This window comes from Pedobacter endophyticus (genome assembly GCF_015679185.1).
Classification (GTDB): domain Bacteria; phylum Bacteroidota; class Bacteroidia; order Sphingobacteriales; family Sphingobacteriaceae; genus Pedobacter; species Pedobacter endophyticus.
Genome location: NZ_CP064939.1, coordinates 311,765 through 336,896, shown reverse-complemented (window position 1 = coordinate 336,896; position 25,132 = coordinate 311,765). Strand labels below are relative to the sequence as shown.

The 25,132-nt window shown below is 42.3% G+C and carries 18 protein-coding genes; 8 read left to right on the top strand and 10 right to left on the bottom strand.

All coding sequences use genetic code 11. The annotated features are described in order from the left end of the window. Position 1: 1 nt before the first annotated feature. On the top strand, positions 2–610 hold the full coding sequence (bioD, locus tag IZT61_RS01440) for a dethiobiotin synthase (RefSeq protein WP_196099438.1): 609 nt from the start codon (positions 2–4) through the stop codon (positions 608–610). Between the two features lie 650 nt (positions 611–1,260). Here bioD and IZT61_RS01435 read toward each other — a convergent pair. The 7 genes from IZT61_RS01435 to IZT61_RS01405 form a co-directional block, all read right to left on the bottom strand. Continuing rightward, a complete protein-coding gene (locus IZT61_RS01435; RefSeq protein WP_196099437.1) occupies positions 1,261–1,953 on the bottom strand; it encodes a GDSL-type esterase/lipase family protein in 693 nt (230 codons plus the stop codon). Positions 1,954–2,144: 191 nt separating this feature from the next. After that, entirely contained in the window at positions 2,145–3,491 is a 1,347-nt protein-coding gene (gene glpT / locus IZT61_RS01430; protein WP_196099436.1) for a glycerol-3-phosphate transporter, read from the bottom strand. A 73-nt stretch (positions 3,492–3,564) separates the two neighbouring features. Continuing rightward, positions 3,565–4,470 (bottom strand): glycerophosphodiester phosphodiesterase family protein, encoded by a 906-nt coding sequence (locus IZT61_RS01425; protein WP_230383807.1) that lies wholly within the window; start codon positions 4,468–4,470, stop codon positions 3,565–3,567. Between the two features lie 587 nt (positions 4,471–5,057). Beyond that, the gene (locus IZT61_RS01420) at positions 5,058–6,467 is read right to left on the bottom strand and encodes a calcineurin-like phosphoesterase C-terminal domain-containing protein (protein WP_196099435.1); all 1,410 of its coding nucleotides are present in this window, start codon (positions 6,465–6,467) and stop codon (positions 5,058–5,060) included. Between the two features lie 370 nt (positions 6,468–6,837). Further along, positions 6,838–8,346 (bottom strand): DUF5689 domain-containing protein, encoded by a 1,509-nt coding sequence (locus tag IZT61_RS01415; protein WP_196099434.1) that lies wholly within the window; start codon positions 8,344–8,346, stop codon positions 6,838–6,840. A gap of 17 nt (positions 8,347–8,363) precedes the next feature. Beyond that, positions 8,364–9,932, bottom strand: a complete 1,569-nt coding sequence (locus IZT61_RS01410; RefSeq protein ID WP_196099433.1) for a SusD/RagB family nutrient-binding outer membrane lipoprotein — start codon at positions 9,930–9,932, stop codon at positions 8,364–8,366. Between the two features lie 10 nt (positions 9,933–9,942). Further along, entirely contained in the window at positions 9,943–13,110 is a 3,168-nt protein-coding gene (locus tag IZT61_RS01405; RefSeq protein WP_230383806.1) for a SusC/RagA family TonB-linked outer membrane protein, read from the bottom strand. A 752-nt stretch (positions 13,111–13,862) separates the two neighbouring features. Between IZT61_RS01405 and IZT61_RS01400 the strand changes: the two genes are divergently transcribed. The 4 genes from IZT61_RS01400 to pgl all read left to right on the top strand — a co-directional run bounded on the left by IZT61_RS01400 (position 13,863) and on the right by pgl (position 18,866). After that, a complete protein-coding gene (locus IZT61_RS01400; protein WP_196099431.1) occupies positions 13,863–14,618 on the top strand; it encodes an ROK family protein in 756 nt (251 codons plus the stop codon). Between the two features lie 483 nt (positions 14,619–15,101). Further along, positions 15,102–16,517, top strand: coding sequence for an NADP-dependent phosphogluconate dehydrogenase (gndA, locus tag IZT61_RS01395; protein WP_196099430.1), 1,416 nt, complete (start codon positions 15,102–15,104; stop codon positions 16,515–16,517). 25 nt (positions 16,518–16,542) lie between these two features. Further along, positions 16,543–18,057, top strand: a complete 1,515-nt coding sequence (gene zwf / locus IZT61_RS01390; protein ID WP_196099429.1) for a glucose-6-phosphate dehydrogenase — start codon at positions 16,543–16,545, stop codon at positions 18,055–18,057. 83 nt (positions 18,058–18,140) lie between these two features. Next, positions 18,141–18,866 carry a 6-phosphogluconolactonase gene (pgl, locus tag IZT61_RS01385; protein ID WP_196099428.1) on the top strand — a complete coding sequence of 242 codons (726 nt, stop codon included), beginning with the start codon at positions 18,141–18,143 and terminating at the stop codon, positions 18,864–18,866. Between the two features lie 771 nt (positions 18,867–19,637). On the opposite strand, the gene IZT61_RS01380 is transcribed toward pgl, so the two are convergent. From IZT61_RS01380 to IZT61_RS01370, 3 genes are all read right to left on the bottom strand, one after another. Beyond that, positions 19,638–20,519 (bottom strand): Ppx/GppA phosphatase family protein, encoded by an 882-nt coding sequence (locus IZT61_RS01380; RefSeq protein ID WP_196099427.1) that lies wholly within the window; start codon positions 20,517–20,519, stop codon positions 19,638–19,640. Further along, a complete protein-coding gene (ppk1, locus tag IZT61_RS01375) occupies positions 20,519–22,579 on the bottom strand; it encodes a polyphosphate kinase 1 (protein WP_196099426.1) in 2,061 nt (686 codons plus the stop codon). The genes IZT61_RS01380 and ppk1 overlap by 1 nt, the downstream gene beginning before the upstream one ends. Before the next feature lie 105 nt (positions 22,580–22,684). Continuing rightward, positions 22,685–23,290: a hypothetical protein gene (locus IZT61_RS01370; protein ID WP_196099425.1), complete on the bottom strand. Its 606-nt coding sequence runs from the start codon at positions 23,288–23,290 to the stop codon at positions 22,685–22,687. A 75-nt stretch (positions 23,291–23,365) separates the two neighbouring features. Here IZT61_RS01370 and IZT61_RS01365 point away from each other — a divergent pair, with 75 nt between their 5' ends. The 3 genes from IZT61_RS01365 (at position 23,366) to IZT61_RS01355 (ending at position 25,118) form a co-directional block, all read left to right on the top strand. Next, positions 23,366–23,857: a YajQ family cyclic di-GMP-binding protein gene (locus tag IZT61_RS01365; RefSeq protein ID WP_196099424.1), complete on the top strand. Its 492-nt coding sequence runs from the start codon at positions 23,366–23,368 to the stop codon at positions 23,855–23,857. Positions 23,858–24,017: 160 nt separating this feature from the next. Then, positions 24,018–24,464, top strand: coding sequence for a GNAT family N-acetyltransferase (locus IZT61_RS01360; protein WP_196099423.1), 447 nt, complete (start codon positions 24,018–24,020; stop codon positions 24,462–24,464). Between the two features lie 57 nt (positions 24,465–24,521). Further along, entirely contained in the window at positions 24,522–25,118 is a 597-nt protein-coding gene (locus tag IZT61_RS01355; RefSeq protein ID WP_196099422.1) for a DUF4142 domain-containing protein, read from the top strand. Positions 25,119–25,132 lie beyond the last annotated feature (14 nt).

The window sequence follows — 25,132 nt, the reverse complement described above, 5'->3', positions numbered from 1 at the left end:
AATGACTACATATTTTGTTACGGGAATTGGAACGGGAATAGGAAAAACGCTGGTTAGTGCCATTTTAACAGAGAAGCTCAAGGCCGATTATTGGAAGCCCATACAATCGGGAGATCTGGAAACAAGCGATAGTTTGGCCGTTGCATCGCTGATCAGCAATCAAAAAACGGTTATTCACCCCGAAGTTTACCGACTGACACAACCGCTTTCGCCGCATTTATCGGCCCGATTGGACGGAATTGAAATAGAAATGGCGAAGATTGCAATGCCCAATACCAGTAACAATTTGATTATTGAAGGTGCAGGGGGATTAATGGTTCCGCTAAATGAGAAAGACTTGATTGTCGATTTGATCAAGAAACTCGCCGTTGAAGTGATTCTGGTCTCTCAGAATTACCTGGGCAGCATTAATCACACTTTATTATCCATCAACTTATTGAAGCAATATCAAATCCCAATTAAGGGCGTTATTTTTAATGGTGATGAAAATAAAGAAAGTGAACGATTTATTCTTCAATATAGCGAGGCGAAGAAGCTTGGAAGTATTTCAAACCTGAAAGAGATAACTAAGGAAACGGTTATTTCCGCTGGGGAAAGTATTTTGATTTGATAGTCTTTTTCCTTCTGTCATTCTGAGCATCGCGAAGAACCCTTAACCTACTTACCACAGGAACCTGAGCACCCCCAGCCCCGCTTCGCCGTTTGGTTGGTGCTGTATTATCGGCAGCATTCCATCGATTGGGGATCCTTCACTGCGTTCAGGAGGACAGGAAGAATAAATGTCATCCGATAGCTATCGGATCTGACGAAGGAAGAATCCCTAACCTATTTATCATAGGAACCTGAGCACCCCGATCCTACCCGCTCTTTTGGCGGCTGCTTTATTGACGCTAGCTTTCCATCGCTTGGAGATCCTTCACTGCGTTCAGGATGACAGCAAGAATGAATGTCATTCTGACGAAGGAAGAATCCCTAACCTATTTACCACAGGAACCTGAGCGCCCCAGCCCCCCTTCGCCGCTTTGGTTGGTGCTGTATTATAGGCAGTGTTCCATCGCTTAGGGATCCTTCACTGCATTCAGGATGACAGCAAGAATAAATGTCATCCGATAGCTATCGGATCTGACGAAGGAAGAACCCTTAACCCACTTACCACAGGAACCTGAGCCCCCCAGCCCCCCTTCGCCGTTTTGGTTGGTGCTGTATTAAAGGCAGCGTTCCATCGCTTGGGGATCCCTCACTGCGTTCAGGATGACAGCACTACTTCAAATAACCGCTCTTTTTCAAAAAATCTGCCCACACCTGGTATCCTGAAGGAATCAAATGCAACCCATCTTTAGTTAACTCAGCTTTTAAGTGGTTGCTTTGATCTAAGAACACGGGATATAAATCAATTACCGTTACATTTTTCGCTGTAAATTTCCTAATCTGATCGTTTAACCAGAGGATATGTTCGTCCTTTCCGTAGTGGTTCTTGAATTTTTCAAAGGAGCTATTAACGGGCAAAAGCGTGTTGAAATAAATTTGCGTCTTTTTCGATCCCTTTCTAATTCTGGCAATCATTGTTTTATAGTTCCTTAAAATAATGCTGTCGGGAATATTTCTCGAGATATCATTTATGCCGATCAAAATGAAAATTTTCTCCGGTTTGCCATCAATTACATCTTGCAACCGATCGAGTACGCCAAAGGTAATATCGCCAGAGATACCCCGATTTTTTGCTTGTGGCAAATCCAACAGCCTGGCCCAATCGGTACCCGCAGTGATGCTGTTTCCCAAAAATACAAAGTCTTTTTTCGACTTCGGATCGGCCTTAAACTTAGCCGCAAGCTCTGCATATTTACCCGGCCTGTATGTACTATCCCACTTTACCGTTTGGGCATTTACGGCAATACTGTTTAAAGCTAACAATAAGCTTAAGGCGATTAGGGTTCTTTTAAAAAGTGTTCTCATTTGACAAATTAGGTTTATTGGTTCACTAGTTTATTTGTTCAGTGGTCAGATAGTCATCCGATGAATATTTACATGTTGCCAATATTCATCGGATGACTTACCTTGAATAATTGATCATCGTTTATTAAATTTTATCAACGCTGAAAGAGCAAGCTAGCGTTTGTAACATTTTTAGGTTTCATTGCTCATCATTATTTGGCACCAATTAAATTTCGTTTTTCTCTTCTCCAGGTGAAAGCGGTGAATACAATAGCAAGCGCACATGCGGCAACGATCGCTATAAAACAGGCATCCCAACCGAAATCATCAACCAAGTGCCCCACGGCTGCGTTTGCAAGTAAATCGCCAATAAAATAACCAAATAAACCTGTTAAGCCTGCTGCTGTACCTGCGGCCTTTTTGGGCACCAAATCCAGAGCCTGAACACCGATGAGCATTACCGGGCCGTAAATTAAAAAGCCTATCGACCAAAGTGATACATTTTGCAACCATTGGTTCCCGACAGGATTTTTCCAGTAAATCAAAACTGAAATCAATGTTAAGGCCATGTAGATGATGGTTACCGGTGCTCGTCTTCCTTTAAAAATATAATCGCTAAGCCAACCGCACAGCAAGGTACCGGGTATTGCGGCGAGCTCGTAAAACGACGATGCCCAGGCGGCCTCGGTTGTGGTATATCCTTTTGCCTCGCCCAAAAAAGTAGGCGCCCAGTTCACAATGCCATTTCGTACCAAATATACAAACGCATTGGCAATGGCGATGTACCATAAAAGCCTGTTGTTAAAAACATACTTAAAAAATATTTCCTTTGCCGTAAACTCTTTTTCCTGAGAGGTATCGTAGGTTTTGGAGTAATCGTTGTTATACACTTCGATGGGTGGCAAACCGCAGGATTGTGGCGTATCTCTAATTAAAAGGTAAGCGATAAATGAAAAAAATATGGCTACCATGCCGGGGAAATACAGCTTACTTTCCCAGCCCACAAATATTTCTATTGCCCAAATGGTTAGCGGGCCAACCATAAACCCACCAACGTTATGCGCCAGGTTCCAAATAGACATTGCCCGGCCTCGCTCTTTTATAGAATACCAGTGCACTACTACCCTGCCGCATGGTGGCCAGCCCATTCCCTGAAACCAGCCGTTTATAAAAAGCAGTACAAACATAATGGCAATGGATGAGGTGGCGAACGGGAAAACACCCATTACTACCATTGTAATAGCCGAAAGTGCCAGCCCAACGGGTAAAAATATTCGGGCGTTGCTTCTGTCGGACACATTGCCCATCAAAAATTTGCTAAAACCGTAGGCGATGGAAAGTGCCGAAAGTGCAACGCCCAATTGTCCTTTGGTGTAACCTTGCTTAATCAGATCGGGAATGGCGAAAGAAAAATTCTTCCTTACAAAATAATAAGCGGTGTAGCCCAAAAATATGCCTGCAAAAACCTGCAAGCGCAATTTCCAATAGCTGGAATTTACGCGATCTTCGGGCAATAGTTCTTTATGTGCGGCAGGCGCCGGGAAAAAATTAAAACTCATATTTGGTTAGTGGGTAGGTTAGTGATTATTGAAAATCGGGAACATGAATCTAATTCCCGACTGGAAAACTTATTTATTGGGTTTTAACTAAAATATCAGGATAATCGGAAATAATTCCATCAACATTTAGCGCTTTTAACTTCTTGATATCTTCGGCAGTATTTGGCGTCCATGGAATAACTTTTACGCCATCGGCATGCGCTCTCGAAACCATATCTTCGTCCACCATTTGCCATGCCGGACTTAAAATAAAGGGTTTGTAACCCAGTTCGGCTATGTTTTCGGCATATGTTTTTTTGTTCGAAACCAAATAAGAGGTTCGTACATTCGGGTATTTCCTGGTAATGAGTTGTATGGTTCTCTTATCAAAAGATTGAATTACAACGTAGGGAAGAATCTTCTTTTTTTGAAGAACCGACATCAACAGTTGCACAAATTCTGCAGGCTCGGGATTGGTAACTCCATCTCCCTTCTCGCTACTTTTAGTCTCTATATTATAAAAGAACTGCTTGCGGTGATTTACCCTGATATCCGTTTGAACGGAATCAATTAAATCGGATAACAGGGAAATGTGCGTTTTGATCTTTTTTTGCTGAGGGAATAAATCGTAATATTTGGTACCTAAATCGAACTTCTTCAATTCTGCATACGATAATTTGTAAATGGGATATTTCTTGGCGTCGGTACCTGCAATTTCGTTGCCTTCGGGTGTAAGCATAAACGCCGGGCTCAGGTAATCATCGTGGGTAACTACAACTTTGCCGTCTTTAGTAATGTGTGTATCCATTTCCAGGGTGGTTATGCCGTTTATTGTCATGGCGTTTTTCATGGCCACAATGGTATTTTCGGGCATTAACCCTCTGCCACCCCGATGTGCCTCTGCGCTGAACTTTGGGAATTCGGCAGGTTTTTGGGCCGAGCAACTCATGCTTAGCAAAGGTAAAGCGGCAATTAATGGTGCAATTGATATTAGTTTCATGGTATTTGGTTATATTAAATTATGAAGGACTTAGGCATGACGTTATTTTATTAATCTATCTATTTGTAGTTCAGCTAAATGGATGGGACGACAGCTATAAACGGTCGTCATCCTCAGAGATCAGTTTTTGAAAAAACAAAGGAGTTAGGATCACGTTTTTTTTCAGCGAATCGTCATTGCCCCAAAGGGGCTACTTTGTAGCGAGGCCGGGTTCGTGCGAGCCGAAGCAATCTGATTTACGAAATGAGATTGCTTCGTGCCTCGCAATGACGATCTTTCATATGTCTGTCATCGGTAGCTTGTACCGATAGCTGTCGGTAGGGGATCTTAATGCTTGAGCTTTAATCCCGAAGCTTCGAAACCGCTGCCTGCCCGTCTGTTCAGGCGGACGCAGGAATGACCGATTTCGAACTACTCTCAGTTGACTCACTTCCCTCTTTTTTGGCAGTGGTTGTTGGCGTTTTGCATCCGATAACTATCGGATCCATCGCTTGGAGATCCTTCGTTACACTCAGGATGACAGGGCTTGTAATCTGTCATCCGAATAGCTGTCTAATTCAACCGCCTTATTTTTGTGAAAATCTCCCTTAACCTTTAATCTCCGCCTCGAACTTTTCTCCGAACCGATCTGTTGCCACCACCTTAACTGTTTTTACCGATGGCGCAAAATGTGCCATAAACAGGTGATCGGTTGATCGCGGCTCAACAAACGGACGTGGATTGGGAAGTTTATCGCCTTTGTACAATTTAACCGCCAAAGGATCGTAGCCATCTTGTTGCGCCAACGCTCCCATCGGTTTCCCATCTAAAAAATATTCTACTTTCCACTCCGGATCGTAATTCCACACGTTGGCAATCAATCGTTTCTGGTTAGTTAAAGTATCTACATAAATATCAAGCTGCTCCTTGCGGTCTCTTCCGGTCGATTTATAGTACCATTTCAGCTCGGTGCCGTCTACTTCATAAACTCCGTAACCGCGTGGCGTACCGTCTTCGCAAATCGGGCCTGTCCACCAGCCACCGCAAACCGTACCATGATTGTGCTCAAAGATGCCATTTTTGATTACATTTTTATTGAAATGGGTATGACCCGACATGATGTGCACATTCTTGAAGTCTTTTAAAACCGCATAAAAATCGTCTCTGTTTTTAACGGAATTATGAACAGGAATATGCAGGGCGATAATCAGCAGCGCATCTTTAGGCACGAACTGCAGGTCTTTGGCCAACCAGTCCAATTGCGTTGGCGTAATGTAGCCGTCGTAAGTTCTTTCTACACCCAAATAACGTACGTCATCTAAAACAACGTAATGTGCTTTTCCGCGGTTAAACGAGTAATACGTTGGCCCATAATGCGCCTGGAAAGTTCGGTCTGATGTATCATCGCCGCCTTGCCGGTAATCCTGATCGTGGTTGCCCAGTGCCTGGAAAAACGGAATGCCGATCTTCGCAATGGCTTCATCGTAATCTGGAAAAAGGTCGAAATTGTCCCAAACCAAATCGCCCACGCCAATGCCATGTACCGGAGTTTTGCCCATACTTTTGACTACGGCATGCGTATCGGGAACTGAAGTAGCCATCATCTGTGCTACATCTTTCTTATTTTTTACCTGCGGATCGGCCCAAATAATGAAATTGTGTTTGTTATCGTTTTGTTTAAGTGGTTTTAAGTCGAAGTTCAGCTTACCGGCCGCATCTGGCTTATAGTAATGGCGTGCAATGCTGCTTTCGGTTTTGAATTCGTAGCCAGCCGGTGTACTGATCCACACGAAACGGGCAAGCTCATGAAGCTTGATTTCGTAGTTGCCCGACTTATCGGTTTGCACCACGCTGTACCCATCAGAAATAACAACACCTGCAACGGCCTTGCTTTTGCTGGTCACCGTTCCGCTTACTACGCCATCGACCGTAAATAACGATGATGGAAATGCTTTTAAGCTAACAAATAATGTTGTGGTTAATAAACTTGATTTTTGAATGAAGGATCTTCTGTTCATGGGTAATTATTGGGAAAAAGGAAAATAAAGTTGTATCATAAATAACTAGGATCGTGAAATTGTATAAAAATGAAGTTTAGCAATACGCCAGCTCTGTCATGCTGAGGAACGAAGCATCTGCAACCCATACCTTACCGTCATTGCCCACTCACCCACCCTCTGTTGGCAGCGGTATTTAGCGTTCTGCATTTCATCGCTTGGGGATCCTTCGTTATACTCAGGATGACAGTGCTGAAAAATTCCATCGCAGATCCTTTGTTTTTTTAAGACCACTCATAGTAGCGGTTTTAGCTTTCATAATTATAAATTTAATCCTCAAACCTATTTGAAAAGTTGGGATTTAACACCCAACTTTCATAGGGTGAGGTTCTTAATTTTCAATTGTTGTAAATCCCTCTGCTTGTTCAATAGCTGATAATGGCGACGAGTTGCTTAAAGCAATAAACTTCGCATTTCTGCCGGTGCTCCATATACCTGTCGTGGCATCGTAAACACCTCCCAATAAGGTGAAAGTACCATCGGGAGTTGGTAAGCTAAACTTGCTTTTATTTGTACCTCCACCATAAAAAGCAACAACTTTTCTATTTTGAATTGTGCTGTACTTATCGGTATTGGTTATTCTGTAACCTACTTCTGGTGGGCCAGCTGCATATACTGCGCCGTTTCCGCCATACATAATTACATCTAAAGGCGTTGAAGTTCCGGTTACAGTAAGTCCTTCGAACACCGCAACACCTGCCACGTTTCCGCTGTTGGCGAGGAGGTTTCCGGTTGCTGTTCCAAAATCGTCGCCGTTTACGGTTGAATATTGCTTGCTAACAATCCAAACGGCATTGCTAATATCGGTAGAAGCGCTGCCCCAAATGCGTTTATTGGCGCCCACATAACAAAATTGACCTTTTTTAACTGTTCCGCTCTTGATATTAAACTTGTAGGTTCTGATATCGCCAAACGCCCAGCCCGTGTTTGGTGGGGCTAAAATACCTGCGTTGTTACAAGTAACCACAGAATAAGGAGTTACTGCAAAATCAATATCGCGGGTGGCCTTAAACTGAATATATTCGTAGTTCACATCACTTCCGTTCGGATTGGTCATATAACCTGTAATAATCAACGCTGAAGGTTTAATCTCCGGTAAGGCAAAAATATCATCAGCCGATCGCGGTCTTAACTCAACGCCTGTAGCCGTGGTAATCACAATCCCTGTAAAATCGGCAAATGGTACCGGCTCGTCGGTAGCAAATTTTGCAGCGGTTTCCGTATGCACAACAGCGGTTCCAAATCCATCGCTAATGGTTTTGTTGCCTGCGTAAGTGTCGCCGTTTACCGGTTCGGGCGTTATCTTGCCTTTGCTAATGGTAATTAATGTGCTTTCGTAAAACATTGGCCTGCTGGTTAAAGCGCCGGTATTTACGGCTCTTAAAATGATTGATCGGCCAGATGCCTTTTTGTCAACGTTTGTTGGCGCAACGCCATCCAGCTGCAAAATTCCGTTTACTCGCTTCATTGTCGAACCAGTAATTTTTACATGCACCGAATCGCCCGGAACATACTTTGCAGCCTCAGTACCAATGTTTATGGCGATACCCCTTAGCGAATCGACACCGTTACCTGCAATTCGGCTGTTTTGTAAAAACATTAAGCCGGCCGGAATATTGCCATTCGACTGATCGGAAATTACAATGCCCTTCACATAATCGGCGCCACCTAAATTTTCGCTGGTAAGCGCAACGTCGGCATTTTTATAAAGCTTACGTAAATCGAAATTTGAAATGTACGGACTTACGGTTATTCCAATATAGTCGGTATCACGCTTACATCCTATCCAAGTGCTACCAATTACTACAAGCGCACTGATTAAAAATATTGTCTTTTTCATATTATCTTGAGATATGATTAAGGTTTTTGCCACCAAACAAGTGTATTGATATCATCTGCACCTTGCGCTGCAACGGCATTTGCGTAACTTGTTGGATTGGCTGATTGAGAAACTATTGGATAATTTAATCGGGCGGGCATTTTACCACCGTTGGCCAAGCCTGTGCCTTTCGGTAAAAACGGATGTCCCGTTCTGCGATATTCGATCCATTGCTGGAAATCGACAAGGAACATGGCATAGTATTTTTGAAGGTGGATCAATTGCATTTTGCTTACTGTACCGGCAGTTTTATTTTCTAAAGGTAAGGCATCGTTCCATTCAATATCAGCTTTGGTAATGTAATCGGCTACGGCAGGATCTGCAGCGGATGTGAAACGTGTTGGCAACCAGTAATTAATGGCATCGGCAACGCCTTTGTTGTAATAAGCTTCACCGGTGCCCGAAATCCATCCTTTTGCGGCGGCCTCTGCGAGAATAAAATCTACTTCGGCACAGTTCATAATGATACCGGTGTAGCGATCGGTTTGTAGTGTTACGCTTGCGTTGGTTGCATCAGAGTAGAAGTACGATTGTTTGATAATAGATGTGCCCATATCGTAGCCGCTTGGCACGCCAACTAATCCGGCCGGCCCTGCAGCAATGCCAAACCGGTTATAACCGTTTACACCATAATCGGCCCTCACGCGTGGATCATTCCAGCTGGTTAAATTTTCAAGAAAGAACTGCGTAATGGCCGGAGTTCTAAAATCAACCGCTCTAACACTGATCATAAAGGGTGACGAATAAACGGATGTTGTACTGTTTGTTCCGTTCCACAATATTTTTGCGGTATGGGTATTGTTTTCCATTATAGGATAATTGCCTTTGTTGGAATCGGCAATTTCTTTGATTTTGGCAATTACGTCTGCGCTTACTTCGGATTTACCCGAAATACGAAGCAACAACCTTAAATATAAGGAGTTACCCAACCTGCGCCATTTGCTTACATCGCCCTGGTAAACGGGATCGCCGGTTGGAATAATTGCAGTTCCCTGTGCAAGCAAGGTATTGGCTTCTTCAAGCTTTTTGAACAAATCGAGGTAAATGTCTTTTTGTTTATCGAAAACAGGTTCGTAGTTACCTTCCTTGCCCTGATTGGCCTCGCTGTAAGGCACATCGCCATAAACATCCGTCAACAATTGAAACACCCAAGCCTGAGTAATCAACGAAATTCCCTTGTACGATGAATTTTCAGATTCTGGTTTGCTTGCAATATTATAAATATCACGCAGGTTGGTTAAATCCGGGTACCATGCATTCCATGTGTAATCGGCCCACGTGCGCCTTACATCATACCTAAATACTTTTCCTTCGGCATCGCTAATATCAACTGTTACCTGCATCAACTCGTTGTTGAAGTTACGGTTACGCACCATGTTGGCATACAACACATCAACCAGGGCTGGCGCCAATAGTTGGTTAGCGGTTACCGACGCTTTTCCTATCGGATCGGTATTTACTTCGTTAAAATCTTTTTTACAAGAGAAAACCAAAGTAGTTACCGCTCCAAATAATATATATTTTGTTATTTTATTTATCGATTTCATAATTTCTATTTTATATCCCCACAACTAAACGGAAACCATAACTTCTGGTAGATGGCAACTGACCGGTTTCAAATCCCTGAACAATATCCGTTCCTGATAAGGTACCAAACTCAGGATCGAAAGCTGGCCATGGCGACCAGATAAAGAGGTTACGGCCATACACGCCAAGTGTCATTTTGGTAAAACCAATTCTTCTTAAAAACTTCGTATCAAAAGCGTAGGTTAAATTGGCCTCTCTAAATTTTAGATAGTCGGTTCTAAAAACACTTCCTTCAGCCTGGTCCGAACCGTATAAAGAAGTATAAAAGCTCTCTAGGTTTGTGGCTACAACATCGTTGGTGCGGTAGGTTCCATCTGCATTTTGAATAACACCATCGCCAACTACGCCATTGTAACGGCCGGGCACGGTTAAAGCAAGCTTACCCAAGGCGGCCATTCTCGAAAATGTTAACGAGTGCGCTACCGCACCCAATTGGGCATCAAATAATCCCGAAAGGCTAAAGCGATCGTAAGTAATGGTTGTACCGAAGCTGAACCTGAATTTTGGCATTGTGTTACCTAAATACACCAAATCGGTACTGGCCTTGGCGTTACCCGTTGTTGCATCGTAAACAATTTGTCCCTCAGGTGAACGTACATAACCGCGGCCATATAAATCGCCCATGCTGCCACCAACGTTGGCCACAATCTGGCCACCGCCCAAAGCGCCTGTTCTTAGCACCACCGAACTATCGGCCAATTCGATGATCTTATTTCTGTTTGCCGTAAATGTTCCGGTAAGCTGCCATTTGAATTTTTTGGTTTGTAATGGTGTACCGTTTACCGAAAGCTCAAGCCCCTTGTTCTCTACCTTACCTACGTTAAATACCGCAACATTATATCCGGTTGCCCGATCTACAATTCTACTTAAAATCTGGTTTTTGGTATTGCCCATGTAAGCAGCAAAATCGAAGTTTAAGCGGCTTTTTAATAAGCGCAACTCAGTACCCAACTCAATTGTTGTTGTTTTTAATGGCTTTAAATTCGGGTTCGGCAATATGCTCGGGTTCGTCATGGCGCTATCCGGATAAATTCCGTTTGATGCCAGGCTGTAATTGTAAGCGGTACGATATGGTGTTGTACCTCCGCTACCTACTTGCGATATTGAAGCCCTTAATTTGAAGAAGCTGATTATTTTAGGCATTTCCCAAAGATCGGAAGGCACGAATGATGCACTTGCCGATGGATAGAAGAAGCTCACGTTATCGGTTCTGAAAGGCGTTGCAAGGGTACTGTTCCAATCTTGACGACCTGTAAAATCAAAGAATAAATAATTTTTGAAGCTGAAAGATAATAATCCGTAAAAACTGTTGATTCTATATCTTGCAGTATCTGGTACAGAAATTAACGGGTTTGCGTTATTTTCTAAACTGTACACGCCGGGGATAACCAATCCATCGGCACGAAGCTCCGATTTTTTGTACTCGTTACGCATTTGACTACCGCCAACCGATGCATTCATCTGTAACGATTTAGAGATTTTTTTATCGTATCTTAACAAGAAATCGGCGTTTACTTCGTACGAGTTTACGTTTGCTAAGCGGTAAGATCCCTGCGCAAACTTGTTACCTGCAGCATCAAACGGGCGTTGCGTATCGCGAACATCGTGGTTATAATCTACCGATCCGCGAACCATTAAACTTAACTCACTGGTAAATTTATAAGTGGCCTGAAGGCTTCCCAAAATACCATTTCTGCGTTGCTTGTTTAAGTATTGCTCAGAAATAGCATACGGACTTTCGGGGTTTGTTGTTGTGATATTTACAAACTGTTCGTTTACTCTGCCGGGCGCCCAGTAATCGCGGTACCAATCCGTATTTACGTTGGGCTGCGCAAACATAAACCAATACATTAACGATTGGTTTCCGTAACCTGTTGCGGGTAAGTTATCGCTATGCCTGTTGTTGTAAATGGCTTTAACCTGAACATTTAACTTTTTGGTCAGATTGCCGTTGGCAGAATATGAAAGCGAGGTACGTTCCAAACCTGTATTCGGCACAATCCATTCGTTATTGCCGTGGGTAGCCGAAAAACGCATGCCGATACCTTTAACCGCACCATCTAAACTAACCGAGTTAGAAGACTCAAAACCAGTTTGAAAAAATGATTTCACCGGATTTTCGTAAGCCATCCAAGGTGTTCTTGTTAAACCTCTCGTTTTCGTAACCGGATCGTACTGGTAAAAGCTTGTTCCCTGATTAAAAGGCGCTCCCCAACTGGCACTTGTTCCGTTTGTACTTCCGCCATCTTCTGTAGTGCCGTAAGAGAAATAGTTTACGCCAAATTGCCCCTGTCCGTACTCTCTTTGAATATCCGGGCTTTTATTTACACTTTCCCAGGTACTATTAGAAGTAAAGGTAACGCCCAATTTCTTTTTATTCTTATTACCGGATTTGGTCGTAATAATAATGGCTCCATTTGCACCACGCTGCCCGTAAAGTGCACTTGCACCCGGGCCTTTAAGCACGGTAACGCTCTCAATATCATCAGGGTTCAAATCGCTTAATGCCGAACCAAAATCGGCAGGCATAATATCGCCCGAGGTACCGTAAACACCTCCTGATGATGCGGCTGTGCGCCTTGATGAACTGCTGGCCACCACCCCATCGATTACGATAAGTGCTTCGTTATCGCCGGTAAGGTTATTTTCTCCACGCAAAATAATTTTGTTTGAGGCAGCAGGACCGCTATTTCGAACCAAATTTAGGCCCGCAACTTTTCCTGATAAGGCCTCTGTCCAGTTACTCGCAACCGCATTTGTCAGCTCAGTGCTGTCTACTTTCGTTACCGAATAACCAAGCGCTTTTTCTTCCCGCTTAATACCCAGCGCCGTTACCACAACTTCGTTTAACTGACTGGTAGATGATGATAAACGCACAACGGCGTTGTTATCGGTATTGGCAAACGTTTTTGTTAGTGCATTATAACCAACCATGTTATAAACCAAAGTACCTCCTTTCGGAATCACTACGGTATAGTTTCCATTCTCGTTGGTTACACCGAGCACCTTGCGGCTGCTATTGGTAATAGTAGTACCCACTAAAGGTTGTCCATCTTCATCATCAAGTACGGTTCCCTTAATGGTAATGTTTTGCACAGCACCCTGAGCCTGCACATTATTAATGCAGAAAAAATGCAATGCAAATAGAACAGTGCAAAACTTAATGCCTAGATAAATGGGTCTGAAGCATTCAATTCGCTTTTTGTTGCGGCCAGGACTGCGCTCCTTTGAATGCAGAAAGCATTGTTGCCGAGATTTTTTGATAGTAAAATTTTCAATCATAATTGGGATATATCCGGTTAGCAATAGGGTTCATAATTTCGATTTATTTCGTCCGGATTTTGGGGCAAAGTAAATCGGTTTATGTTAAACGAATGTTAAGGACTTGTTAACCTATTGAAAACGCAACTTATAGATTACGATTTATTGGTTTTTATTACCTTACCTTTCGTTAATTAAAATTATAAAAACAATTCGAAAGTAAAAATAATCAAAATAAAAACTTTCAACTAATTTCTTCATTTCTTAAAATGAAAACGCTGGAGGACAAGAAATACCAACTTTTAAGTACTACTAAATTGGTAAATAACGTCAAAAAACGCCCCTTATGGCGGTATTAGCGTCAAATTGAAATCCACTAAACATTGGCGGAAGTACTGCGTAATAATTTCATTACAGTTGACAAAAAAGGGATTTCCAAAAATTGAAGTAAAACGAAACCTGCGATTTGTAACATCCTTAATATGGATAAATCGAAATACTTAGAAACATATCAGCAGTGCAAGCGCATTGCAGAATAGCCACTTGTAAAACAAAATTAAACTCAAGCCAATAATTGTTTGTGGTTTTAATTTATTTGTAGAACTTCGGACTTATAATAATAGACAACTATGGCGATTAAAAAACAAGGCAACGGGAACAATATTTTGTCAATTGATATCGGTGGTACGAGCATTAAGACGGTTCTGCTTGACGAAAGTGGCAATATGCTTACTGAATATTTAAAGAGTAAAACGCCGAGCGAAGCTACTCCAAAGGATATTGTTTCGGGCATTGTTGAACTAATTAAGCCATTTCCTGAAACTTTTAACAGGGTTTCTATCGGTTTTCCGGGCTACGTAAAAAACGGCATCGTTAAAACGGCACCTAATCTTGCAAAAAATAAATGGGCCGAAGTAGACCTTGCGCAACGCGTGGCAAATGTTTTGAAAACCCCGGTTCGGCTGGTTAACGATGCTGATCAGCAAGGGCTGGGCGTAGTAGAAGGCAAAGGTTTCGAAATTGTTTTTACCGTTGGCACTGGCTTCGGCACAGCATTATTGTTCGATGGCGAACTGCTCCCCCATTTAGAGCTGGCACACTTCCCTATTAACAAAGAGGAAGATTACGACGATTATGTAGGTAACCGGGCTTTTGAAAAAATCGGGACGGAACGCTGGAACAAACGCTTAAAAAAGGTTATCGAAATATATAAAACTGTTTTTAATTACGACACTTTATATATAGGAGGAGGAAACTCGAAACACATTAACTTCAAGCTCGAGGATAACATTAAATTGGTTACGAATAAAGATGGGATTAAAGGAGGCGCAAAACTTTGGAAACTGGCAGATAAGTATAACATTTTTACGGTGAACCCGGAGTAGGGAGTTGGGAGTTGGCACTGAGCAATAACAATACTTAGTACTGGTTGTAGCGTCTCCAATGCTATTAAGTTAAGCTTGTTAATGTCATCCTGAGCGGAGTCAAAGGACAATGAACCAATGAACCAATTGTCATCCTGAGCGGAGTCGATGGACAATGAACCATTAAACCAATTGTCATCCTGAGCGGAGTCGAAGGCCAATGAACTAATAAACCAATTGTCATCCTGAGCGGAGTCGAAGGACAATGAACCAATAAACCAATTGTCATCCTGAGCGGAGTCGAAGGACAATGAACTAATAAACCAATTGTCATCCTGAGCGGAGTCGAAGGACAATGAACTAATGAACCAATTGTCATCCTGAGCGGAGTCGAAGGACAATGAACCAATAAACTATTTATCGCTTTATTACACTGTACTAACATCACAACATAAAATATTAATTTGTAAACCCTAATTTTGAATATCTAATAAGAAATATAAAATGGCAAATAACGATTCGAAACAATATAAATTGGGAATGATTGGTTTAGGCACAATGGGCCGAAATCTTTTGTTAAACATGGCCGATAAGGGCTTTTCGGTAACAGGTTATGATAAAGATCATAAAATGATTGCCAAGCTGGAAGAAGAAGGGAAAGCGCACAACCTTGTGGGGTTTGACGATATCGAAAACTTCATCAACAGCTTGCAAACGCCACGCACTTTGGTGTTGCTGGTTCCGGCCGGCCCAATTGTAGATAGCGTTATTAACGAATTAAAGCCGCTTTTAAGCAAAGGCGATATTATTATTGATAGCGGAAACTCTCACTTTACAGACACCAATCGCCGGGTTGATGAGTTGGAGAAAGACGGATTGCATTTCTTTGGAATGGGTATTTCTGGTGGCGAGGAAGGTGCCCGCTTCGGCCCGAGCATGATGCCGGGTGGCGATAAACAAGCTTATGCCGTTGTTGAGGATGTTTTTAACGCGGTTGCAGCAAAAGTTGGCTCCGACCCTTGCGTTACTTACATTGGTCCCGGCGCTTCAGGCCACTTCGTTAAAATGGTTCACAATGGTATCGAATATGCCATTATGGAACTCATTGCAGAGGTTTATGGCATCTTAAAAAATGGCCTTGGCTACTCAAACGACGAAATTTGCAAAGTGTTTACCAAATGGAACGAGGGCAGGCTACAATCTTTCCTACTTGAAATAACTGCGGAAATCTTCGTTTTTAAAGATGTGGAGACGCAAAACGATCTTTTAGATCAAATTAAGGACGAAGCCCGTTCAAAGGGAACCGGAAAATGGACGTCGGAAGTTTCAATGGAGCTTCAGTTGCCGATCCCAACCATTAACGAAGCCGTGTCAAATCGCGATTTATCCAAATTTAAAAAATTAAGGGTTTCTTTAGAGGAGGCTTTCGGCAAAAAAGATACAAAAGTTGAACTTAGCGTAGACGATCTCGAAAATGCCTTTTACTTTTCAATGATCAGTGCTTATGCGCAGGGAATGCACCTTTTGGTTCAGGCGTCAAAAGAATATCAATACAACTTGAAGCTACAGGAAATTGCAAAAATCTGGCGTGGCGGTTGCATCATCAGGGCAACGTTTTTAGAGGATATTTATCAGGCTTACGATAAAGACAATGGGTTAGAGCACTTGTTTGGCGACGCAAATATTCAGGATATTATTAAAAGTACGCTGGCTGGAACACGTAAAACCATTTCAGCCTGTATAAACGCAGGCGTTGGTATTCCGGCTTTTGCTTCTACCCTAACCTATTTCGACACCATTACAACAGGCAGAATGCCATCGAACTTAATTCAGGCACAAAGAGATTTCTTCGGTGCACATACTTTCGCACGTATTGATAAAGATGGCGTATTCCACGCAGATTGGAATAAACTTTCGTAATTTTAAGACTCACATCAATTATAAAATGAAGACTAAAACCGCATTAAATCCTACAATATTTGTAATATTTGGAGGTACAGGTGATTTAAATAAAAGAAAACTGGCGCCTGCGCTTTACAACTTGTTTATTGAAGGTTATATGCCCGAAAAGTTCGCCATTATTGGAACTGGTAGAACCGAATTTACCGACGAAAGTTATAAAAATGCACTCGAAGATGCTGTGAATCAGTTTTCTCGCTCTGGAAAGGTGAAAGCCGATAAATGGGACGATTTTGGAAACACAATTCATTACTGCCCAACCGATTTTGCCCAGCCGAAAACCTTCGAAAACCTGAAAGGTGCGGTAGAAAAATATCAGAACGAGTACGGTGCCGAAACACAGGTAATTTTCTATCTCGCCGTGGCGCCTAATTTCTTCCCAATTATTGCGGAATGTTTACAGAAATATAAGCTTACTCAAGACGAGGACAACAGCCGCATTGTAATTGAGAAACCGTTCGGACACGATTTGGAATCGGCAAAGGAGTTGAACACCTTATTAAGTACCATTTTTACCGAAAAGCAAATTTACCGCATCGATCATTACTTGGGTAAGGAAACCGTTCAGAATATGATGGCTTTCCGTTTTGCCAACGCCCTTTTCGAACCACTTTGGAACCGTTCTTACATCGACCATGTGCAGATCTCGGTAACTGAGCAGCTTGGTGTAGAAGATCGCGGTGGTTACTACGAAGGTGCAGGCGCCTTGCGTGATATGATCCAGAATCACCTTTTGCAATTGCTCTGCCTGATTGGAATGGAAGCGCCAATTAATTTTGATGCCGACGAAATCAGGAACCGAAAAGTGGAGGTTTTAAAAGCCATGCGTCCATTTGCGCCAGAAGATATCCGTTTCAATACCGTTCGGGGCCAGTACAGCAAAGGCTGGGTTGAAGGTAAAGAAGTTCCCGGCTACCGTCAGGAAAAAGGTGTAGATCCACACTCAAATACAGAAACTTTTGCCGCCGTTAAATTTCATATCGACAACTGGAGATGGCAGGGCATTCCGTTTTATTTACGAACCGGGAAGCGCCTAAACCAAACATCATCGTTGATTACCATTCAGTTTAGAGATGTGCCGCACCAGATTTTTTCATCGGGTGTAACCGAAAACTGGCAACAAAACCGCCTGGTAATCAGCATACAGCCAGAAATGAGCATTCGTATGCAGGTGCAGGCCAAAAGACCAGGTTTGGATATGGTATTAAACCCGGTTGATATGGTTTTTGATTACAAGGGAACTTACGAAGGCGATACCCCCGAAGCTTACGAAACTTTATTGCTCGATGCCATGATGGGCGACCAAACCCTGTTTATGCGTGGCGACCAGGTAGAAGCCGCCTGGGAACTTGTAATGCCGATATTAAACACCTGGGAAAGCAAAAAATCAATTAACTTCCCCAATTACCCTGCTGATAGCTGGGGCCCTGAAGAAGCCGAGGCTTTAATAGCCAGAGACGGTTTCCATTGGTTTAATTTGCCGTTAAAGAATAAAGAATAGAACACAACTCGTCATTGCGAGGCACGAAGCAATCCTATTATACAGATTGCTTCGTGCCTCGCAATGACGATTAACTTATAAAAATGAATCTACTTATCTACAAAACCCTCGAAGAATTAAATCAAGACCTGGCTGATTATGTGATCAAGATCGCCGAAATGTCGATCGAGGAAAACGATCGTTTCAACTTTGTGCTCACCGGGGGAAGCTCTCCCAAAGCGCTTTATACTTTTTTAGCCACTGAATGCGAACACAGGATTGATTGGGAAAAGGTTTATTTCTTTTTTGGCGATGAACGTAATGTTCCGACTGATGATGAAAATTACAATGGCTTAATGGCAAAGAAAACGCTTCTTGATCCGCTGGGGATTAAGGAAGATCACATTTTCTATGTAGATACCACCCTGGCACCCGAAAAAGCTGCAATTGAGTATAAAAAGGCATTAGATAAGCACTTTGATGGAGAAGATTTGGTGTTCGATCTGATTTTGTTGGGCATGGGCGACGACGCACATACGGCGTCGATTTTTCCACATACCACCCTGGTAAAAGATGAAGAAGTAAATGTAGCATCGGTATATGTAGAGAAGCTAAATACTTACCGAATCAGTTTCACTGCGCCATTAATTAACAAAGCGGATAACGTAGCCTTTTTGGTTTTCGGCGAAAATAAAGCCGAAGCAATTAAGCACGTTGTTGGCGATACGGAAAAAAACTTCGATCTATATCCGTCGCAATTAATCGATCCTATCGATGGAAAGCTAACGTTTTTTGTGGATGACAAGGCGGTTTCATTGCTCGAATCGTAAGCTTAAAAACATCTTTCATTAGTAACGAATAATATCTTTCATTACTAATGAATAATATTAGAATATACTCAAAGTCGGTTGGTCATTTAGAGCGCCCGCCTAATGTCAATTAGTTAAGCTCGACGGGTGTCAGTCTGAGCGGAGTCGAAGACCTTTTTTATTCGATAAAACCATTAACATCCGCCCTTCAACTAAGCCTGTATTGAGCCTTTCGGCTTCGATCAAGATAAACTACAGCCGAAATGCTCAGGGTGACAATGTTCTATAATTCTATCCTTAACTAAACGACATTGAGCGCCCGCCCGGATAGGCTGCAATGCTATTAAATTCAGCTGTTTAAGGTGCCAAATATGAACGGCCGTCATCCTTCCCGAAACTTCGGGAGGGATCTTAATGCTAAAAATTAGGTGCTTTGCATTAAGATTCCCGCCTACGTGGGAATGACGAACGGACAAAAGGAGATGTGTCCACAAGATAGGATAAGTCGGGATATGCTGTGCCTCGCTACAAAGTAGCCTCTTTGGGGCAATGACGCCCCAACCTGTATGGCATCATCCATTAACGGCCGTCATCCTCAGCTTGACTGGGGATCTTAATGAATAAAATTTGGTGCTTTGCATTAAGATTCCCGCCTACGCGGGAAAGACGAACGGGCAAAAGGAGATGTGTCCACAAGATAGGATAAGTCGGGATATGCTGTGCCTCGCTACAAAGTCGCCCCTTTGGGGCAATAACGCTCTTTCAAGGCCTCTGCAATGCAGAAACCTCACTTTAATCCAAATTCTCTTCAATTAACAAATTAATAATACCATCAGCCATCCCCACTTTCGGAACAAAAATCTGCTTAATTCCGGTCCATTTCATCAACGTTAAATAAATTTCGCTGGCCGGGATAATTACATCAGCACGATCGGCATTTAAGCCCAGCACATGAATGCGCTCTTTTAGCGAATAGCTGGTAAGTTTATTGTACAGTGCATTCAACTTTTGCAACGACATTGGCGCTCCGTCCTTTTCATCGCTCATGCGAAAAAGCTTGTTGATGTTTCCACCCGTGCCAATTGCAGCCAAATGTTTATAAGCCTTTGTATGCTCCTTTACCCATTCTCTCATTTCATCCCAGGTTTCTTCTTTATCCTGATTATCCAACATCCGTATTGTTCCGATGTTAAACGACCTCGATGCTTCGGGAACGCCCTTTACAAAAACCGATAGCTCTGTACTGCCGCCGCCCACATCAATGTAGAGGTAAGTTTTATTTTCGTCGAGGTTTTCTTCGATATGGTTAGCATAAATGATGTTGGCTTCCCTTTGGCCCTCAATAATTTCGAGACTCAGGTTGGCTTGTTCTTTAATTTGCTTTACGATATCTTCGCCATTCCGGGCTTCACGCATGGCAGAAGTAGCGCAGGCCAAATATTCAGACACATGATAAACGTCCATCAGATTTTTAAAGGCAAGCATCGTTTTTACGAGGTCGCCTGCCTTTCGCTCCGAAATATGCTGATCCAGAAAGGCATCATCGCCCAAACGTAACGGCACACGAATCAGCGTGTTCTTTTTATACTTGTATTTTCCTTCTTGTTTACTGATATCAGCAATGAGTAACCTCACTGCATTCGAACCAACATCTATAGCTGCGTATCTTAACATTACGATTGGTGCTTGGTTTTTAAATAGTTATAAATATCCACTTGGGCTCTTATTTTTTTGCTCTGTCTGTTTTTATGGTATTTGTTGCTGTTGGTTGCGTTAATTTGTCGCGATTTTGTGTTATCCTGCAGCTGCAGATCGATAATATCCTGAATTTCCTGCTTCACATCCGCATCAAGAACCGGGAAGCCAACCTCTACCCTGTGCTCAAAATTTCGGCTCATTAAATCGGCCGACGATAAATACATGTCGTTTTTGCCATTGTTACTAAAGATGTAAACCCGGGCATGTTCTAAAAATTTATCAATAATACTTATCGCCGTAATGTTTTCGCTAAAGCCCTTTATACCGGGCACCAAACAACAGATTCCACGAACGATGAGTTGAATTTTTACGCCTGCGTTGCTGGCATCGTAAAGTTTGGAAATTATTCCCTCATCGGCCAAACTGTTTACCTTGAGCATAATGTAAGCCAACTTGCCGGCCCTGGCGTTTCTAATTTCGCGATTGATAAAATTGATCAGCTTCGAGCGACTTTCTAACGGGGAAACGATCAGGTGCTTAAAGCCTTTTGTAACGGTTCTTTTCGAAAGCGCATCGAATAATTTTACCAAATCGTTCGTAATTTCCTTTTTAACGGTAAAAATACTGTGATCGCAGTACAGGCCGGCGGTTTTTTCGTTAAAGTTTCCTGTAGCCAAATTAGCGTAATATACCGGTTTATCCTTTTCTATGCGTTTAACCAAACAAATTTTCGAGTGTACTTTGTAATCCGTAAGGCCATAGTTAACCTTAACGCCTTCTTCCATCAGCCGCGTTGTCCAATAAATATTTGCTTGCTCATCAAAGCGGGCCTTTAGCTCGAGCACCACCGAAACTGCCTTTCCATTTTTGGCCGCATTAATCAGGGCATTAATCACTTTAGAGTTTTCTGCAAGCCGGTAAAGCGTAATCTGAATCTCCGTAACCTTTGGATCGATAGCAGCCTCACGCAAAAACAAGATGATGTAGTCGTACGATTGGTAGGGCAAATTGATGAGATAATCGCGGCGGGCAATTTTAGCGAAAACGCTTTCTGTTCTGTGCAGTCCATGAACCTTTAACGGAACGTTTGGCGTGTACTCCAGCTCCTTTTTACCCACATTCGGAAAAGCAATAAAATCGCCAAATTTGTGGTAGCGATTTCCCGGAATCAGACTTTCTGCTTCGAGCTTTAATTTATTCACTAAAACTGTAAGCATATTCAATGGCATGGCCGAATCGTACAGCAAACGCATGGGCTTGCCTTTTTTTCGCTTTTCGAGACTGCTCTTCAAATCTTCGATAAATTTATCGTTGATGTTTTTGTCGATATCCAGCTCCGCATCGCGTGTAAGCTGAATAGAATAGGCTTCGAGATTATCGTAGGCAAATACATAAAAAATATCGTCGAGGCAATACCTTATAATATCCTCTGCCAAAATGATAAATTTCAGGTCGTTCGTTTCCGGAAGCACCAAAAAGCGTGGCAAATTAGGCGGAATTTCAATCAGCGCATACTTTTCCCTAATTTTGGTATCGGTTTTCGATAACTTAACGAAAAAATACAAATATCTATCTTTAAGTTCGGGGAAGGGTTTCTCCATATCGAGCATGATGGGAACAATGTTCGAAAGAATTTTGTCTCTGAAATGATTTTTAACAAACTCGCCCCTGCTTACATTAAGCTGCGTATCGTTTAAAATGAAGATTCGGTTTTGGGCCAGTTCATTAATTAAAGTGGCCTGAAAAAGCTGGTCGAACTTTCGTTCTTGCTTTACCACAATGTTTTTTATCTCGTTCAATATTTTTTTGGGATTAAATCCCAAAAGCGCCTTTGCCTTGTCGTTCAGGTTGGTTAACCGCGTCATGGTGGCTACACGCACCCGATAAAATTCTTCGAGGTTGGAAGAAAAGATAGATAAAAATTTAATTCGCTCAATAAGTGGCACGGTTTCATCTGCCGCCTCCTGTAAAACCCTGTCGTTAAAATATAACCAACTTATTTCGCGGTTAAAAAATGGGATCTTCTTTTTGCTCATGTAAAAAATAAAAAATCCCCGTCAACACAGGGATGCTCAAAACTGCAAATTAATTTGTTAAGTTTATGTTAACTTAGGCCACTATTCATATTAAGCGATTAACAATTATAGCAATTTGTTTTTCTTACCGAGGTTGGCGGCTTTTGACGTTGCTTTTTTTTCGGACCCGGCAGTTTTTCGTGCTGCTTCGGGTTTGGATGGCGCTGTTGGTTTTGTAGCTGGTTTTGCAGGTTTCTTTTCCGTATCGGCACTGGGTACAGCGGCAGCCTTTTTCGTCGCTGGTTTTGCCCGCATTGTTGGCTTAGTGATAACTTTCTCCGCTTTTTCTTGCGTAGCTATAGCCGCAACTTTAACACTTTGTGCTGTGGGCTTTGCCTTTGCAACGGCTTTTTTAACCACTTTTTCTGCAGTTTTTTCAGCCTTGCTTACCTTTTTGATCACCGGCTTTGTAAGCTCTTCCTTTGCCTCTTTCGATGAGCTTAACAACCCATCTATTTTCTGGCCAACATCGGCCTTGATTACTGTAAATTTTTTCGTCAGTTTTTTTGCAACACGTTTGCTGGCCCTGGCTACCTCGGTGCTAATTTCGGAGGCATCGTGACCTAAACTTTTAACCACCTCTAAGAACTGCGATGCCAACGATTGCTCCAATTGTTTCTTCGCATCTTTCCTGGTGGTTTTTTTTTGAGACTTTGATTTAGTGGTTTTCATATTATTTTTTGTTTTTTTGTGAAAGTGGATTGAACTGAATAAATCTACTTATTTTTTAATTTAAAAGCTAAAACCATGCCTTCTTTTGATATAGTGAGTAAAGTTGATGCGCAAACACTTGATAATGCGATCAATAATGCCAAAAAGGAAATATTGAACCGATTTGACTTTAACGGCTCGAAAAGCACCATCGATTTGGATAAAAAAACAAACGTTGTTACCATTTTTACTGAAGATGATATGCGTTTGAAGGCCATTGAAGGGTCAATTATTTCGCGGATGATGAAACAAAACCTTGATCCTAAAAGCCTCGATTTTGGGAAAGAAATTATTGCTTCGGGAAACATGATCCGCAAGGAAATTACGGTGAAGGAAGGTTTAGACAAGGAAGCCGCAAAAAAGGTGGTGGCTAAAATTAAGTCAAGCGGATTAAAAGTTCAGCCAGCTATTATGGATGATCAGGTTCGGGTAACTGCCAAAAAAATTGATGATTTACAGGCCGTTATCAGTCTTTGCCGCGGCGAGGATTTCGATCAGCCTTTGCAATTTATTAACATGAGAGCGTGATTTAGTTGGGAGTTGGGAGATTGGAGTTGGGAGTTGGGAGTTAGCAGTAAGCAGTTCGCAGTTCTCAATTGGCAGTTAACCAGTTCAACAATTAACCATCATTCATTCTAAATTCATTCATTCATTCTAAATTCATTCATTCAATAATTCACCTCCAGCCATGCAGATCAGCGAAAACGGTTTTATTTTTTCAGATAAGAAGGAGCTCCTTCAGGTTGCTGCAATCCATCGGTATTTGAGCGAAGAATCTTATTGGGCCAAAAATATCCCGTTGGATGTTGTTCAGCGATCAATTGATAATTCTTTGTGCTTTGGCATCTACAAAAATCAGCAACAAGTGGGCTTTGCACGCTGGATAACCGATGAGGCCACTTTTGGCTGGCTATGCGATGTTTACATAGAAAAAGCGTTCAGGGGATTGGGTTTGTCGAAAAAGCTCATGTCGTTTATGATCTTTCACCCTGCCCTGCAAGGCTTGCGTCGCTACCAATTGGCAACTTTAGATGCACATGCCTTGTACGAGCAGTTCGGCTTCAAGCCCATTGAGCACCCCGAGCAGCAGCTGGGAATCGCCATCAAAAACCCTTACCAAACCAACAACGAATAGCATTTCAAACCTTTTCATTGGTCTCTTGTTTTCAATACAAACGAAAAATAGAAACCCATGAAAAAGATTTTTTTAATTTCTACCATTGTTGCAGGCGCACTCTTGTTTCAGAGCTGTCAAACCGCCGATAAGAAATCATCAACTGAAAAAGACAGTGTTGCCGGCGACACGAATATGATTACCGGAAACCATGTGGCCGGAACGGAAAGTACCGAGTCTGGTTTGGATGAAGATGGCGCTACATTTTTAAGAAAAGCAGCAGCGGGCGGAATGATGGAAGTGGAAGCCGCCAAAATTGCCCAGAAAAACGCATCCAATCAATCGGTTAAAGATTTTGCCGATAAAATGCTTACCGATCATGGCAAGGCAAATCAGCAATTAAAGGAACTGGCCGATTACAAGAAAATAATTACTCCAAATACACTTCCTGCTGAAGAACAAATCCGCCTAGATGAATTGAAGAAAGTAACCGGGGCGGCATTCGATAAAGCATATATGGAGATGATGGTTAAGGACCATGACAAAACGGTAGCCATATTTAAAGACGGGACCAACAACCGCGATGCCGCACTTAAATCATGGGCCTCTAAAACACTCGCCATCATTGAGCATCACGATCAAATGGCAAAGGAAATTGCGTCATCGCTAAAGTAGTAGCGCATTTGGCG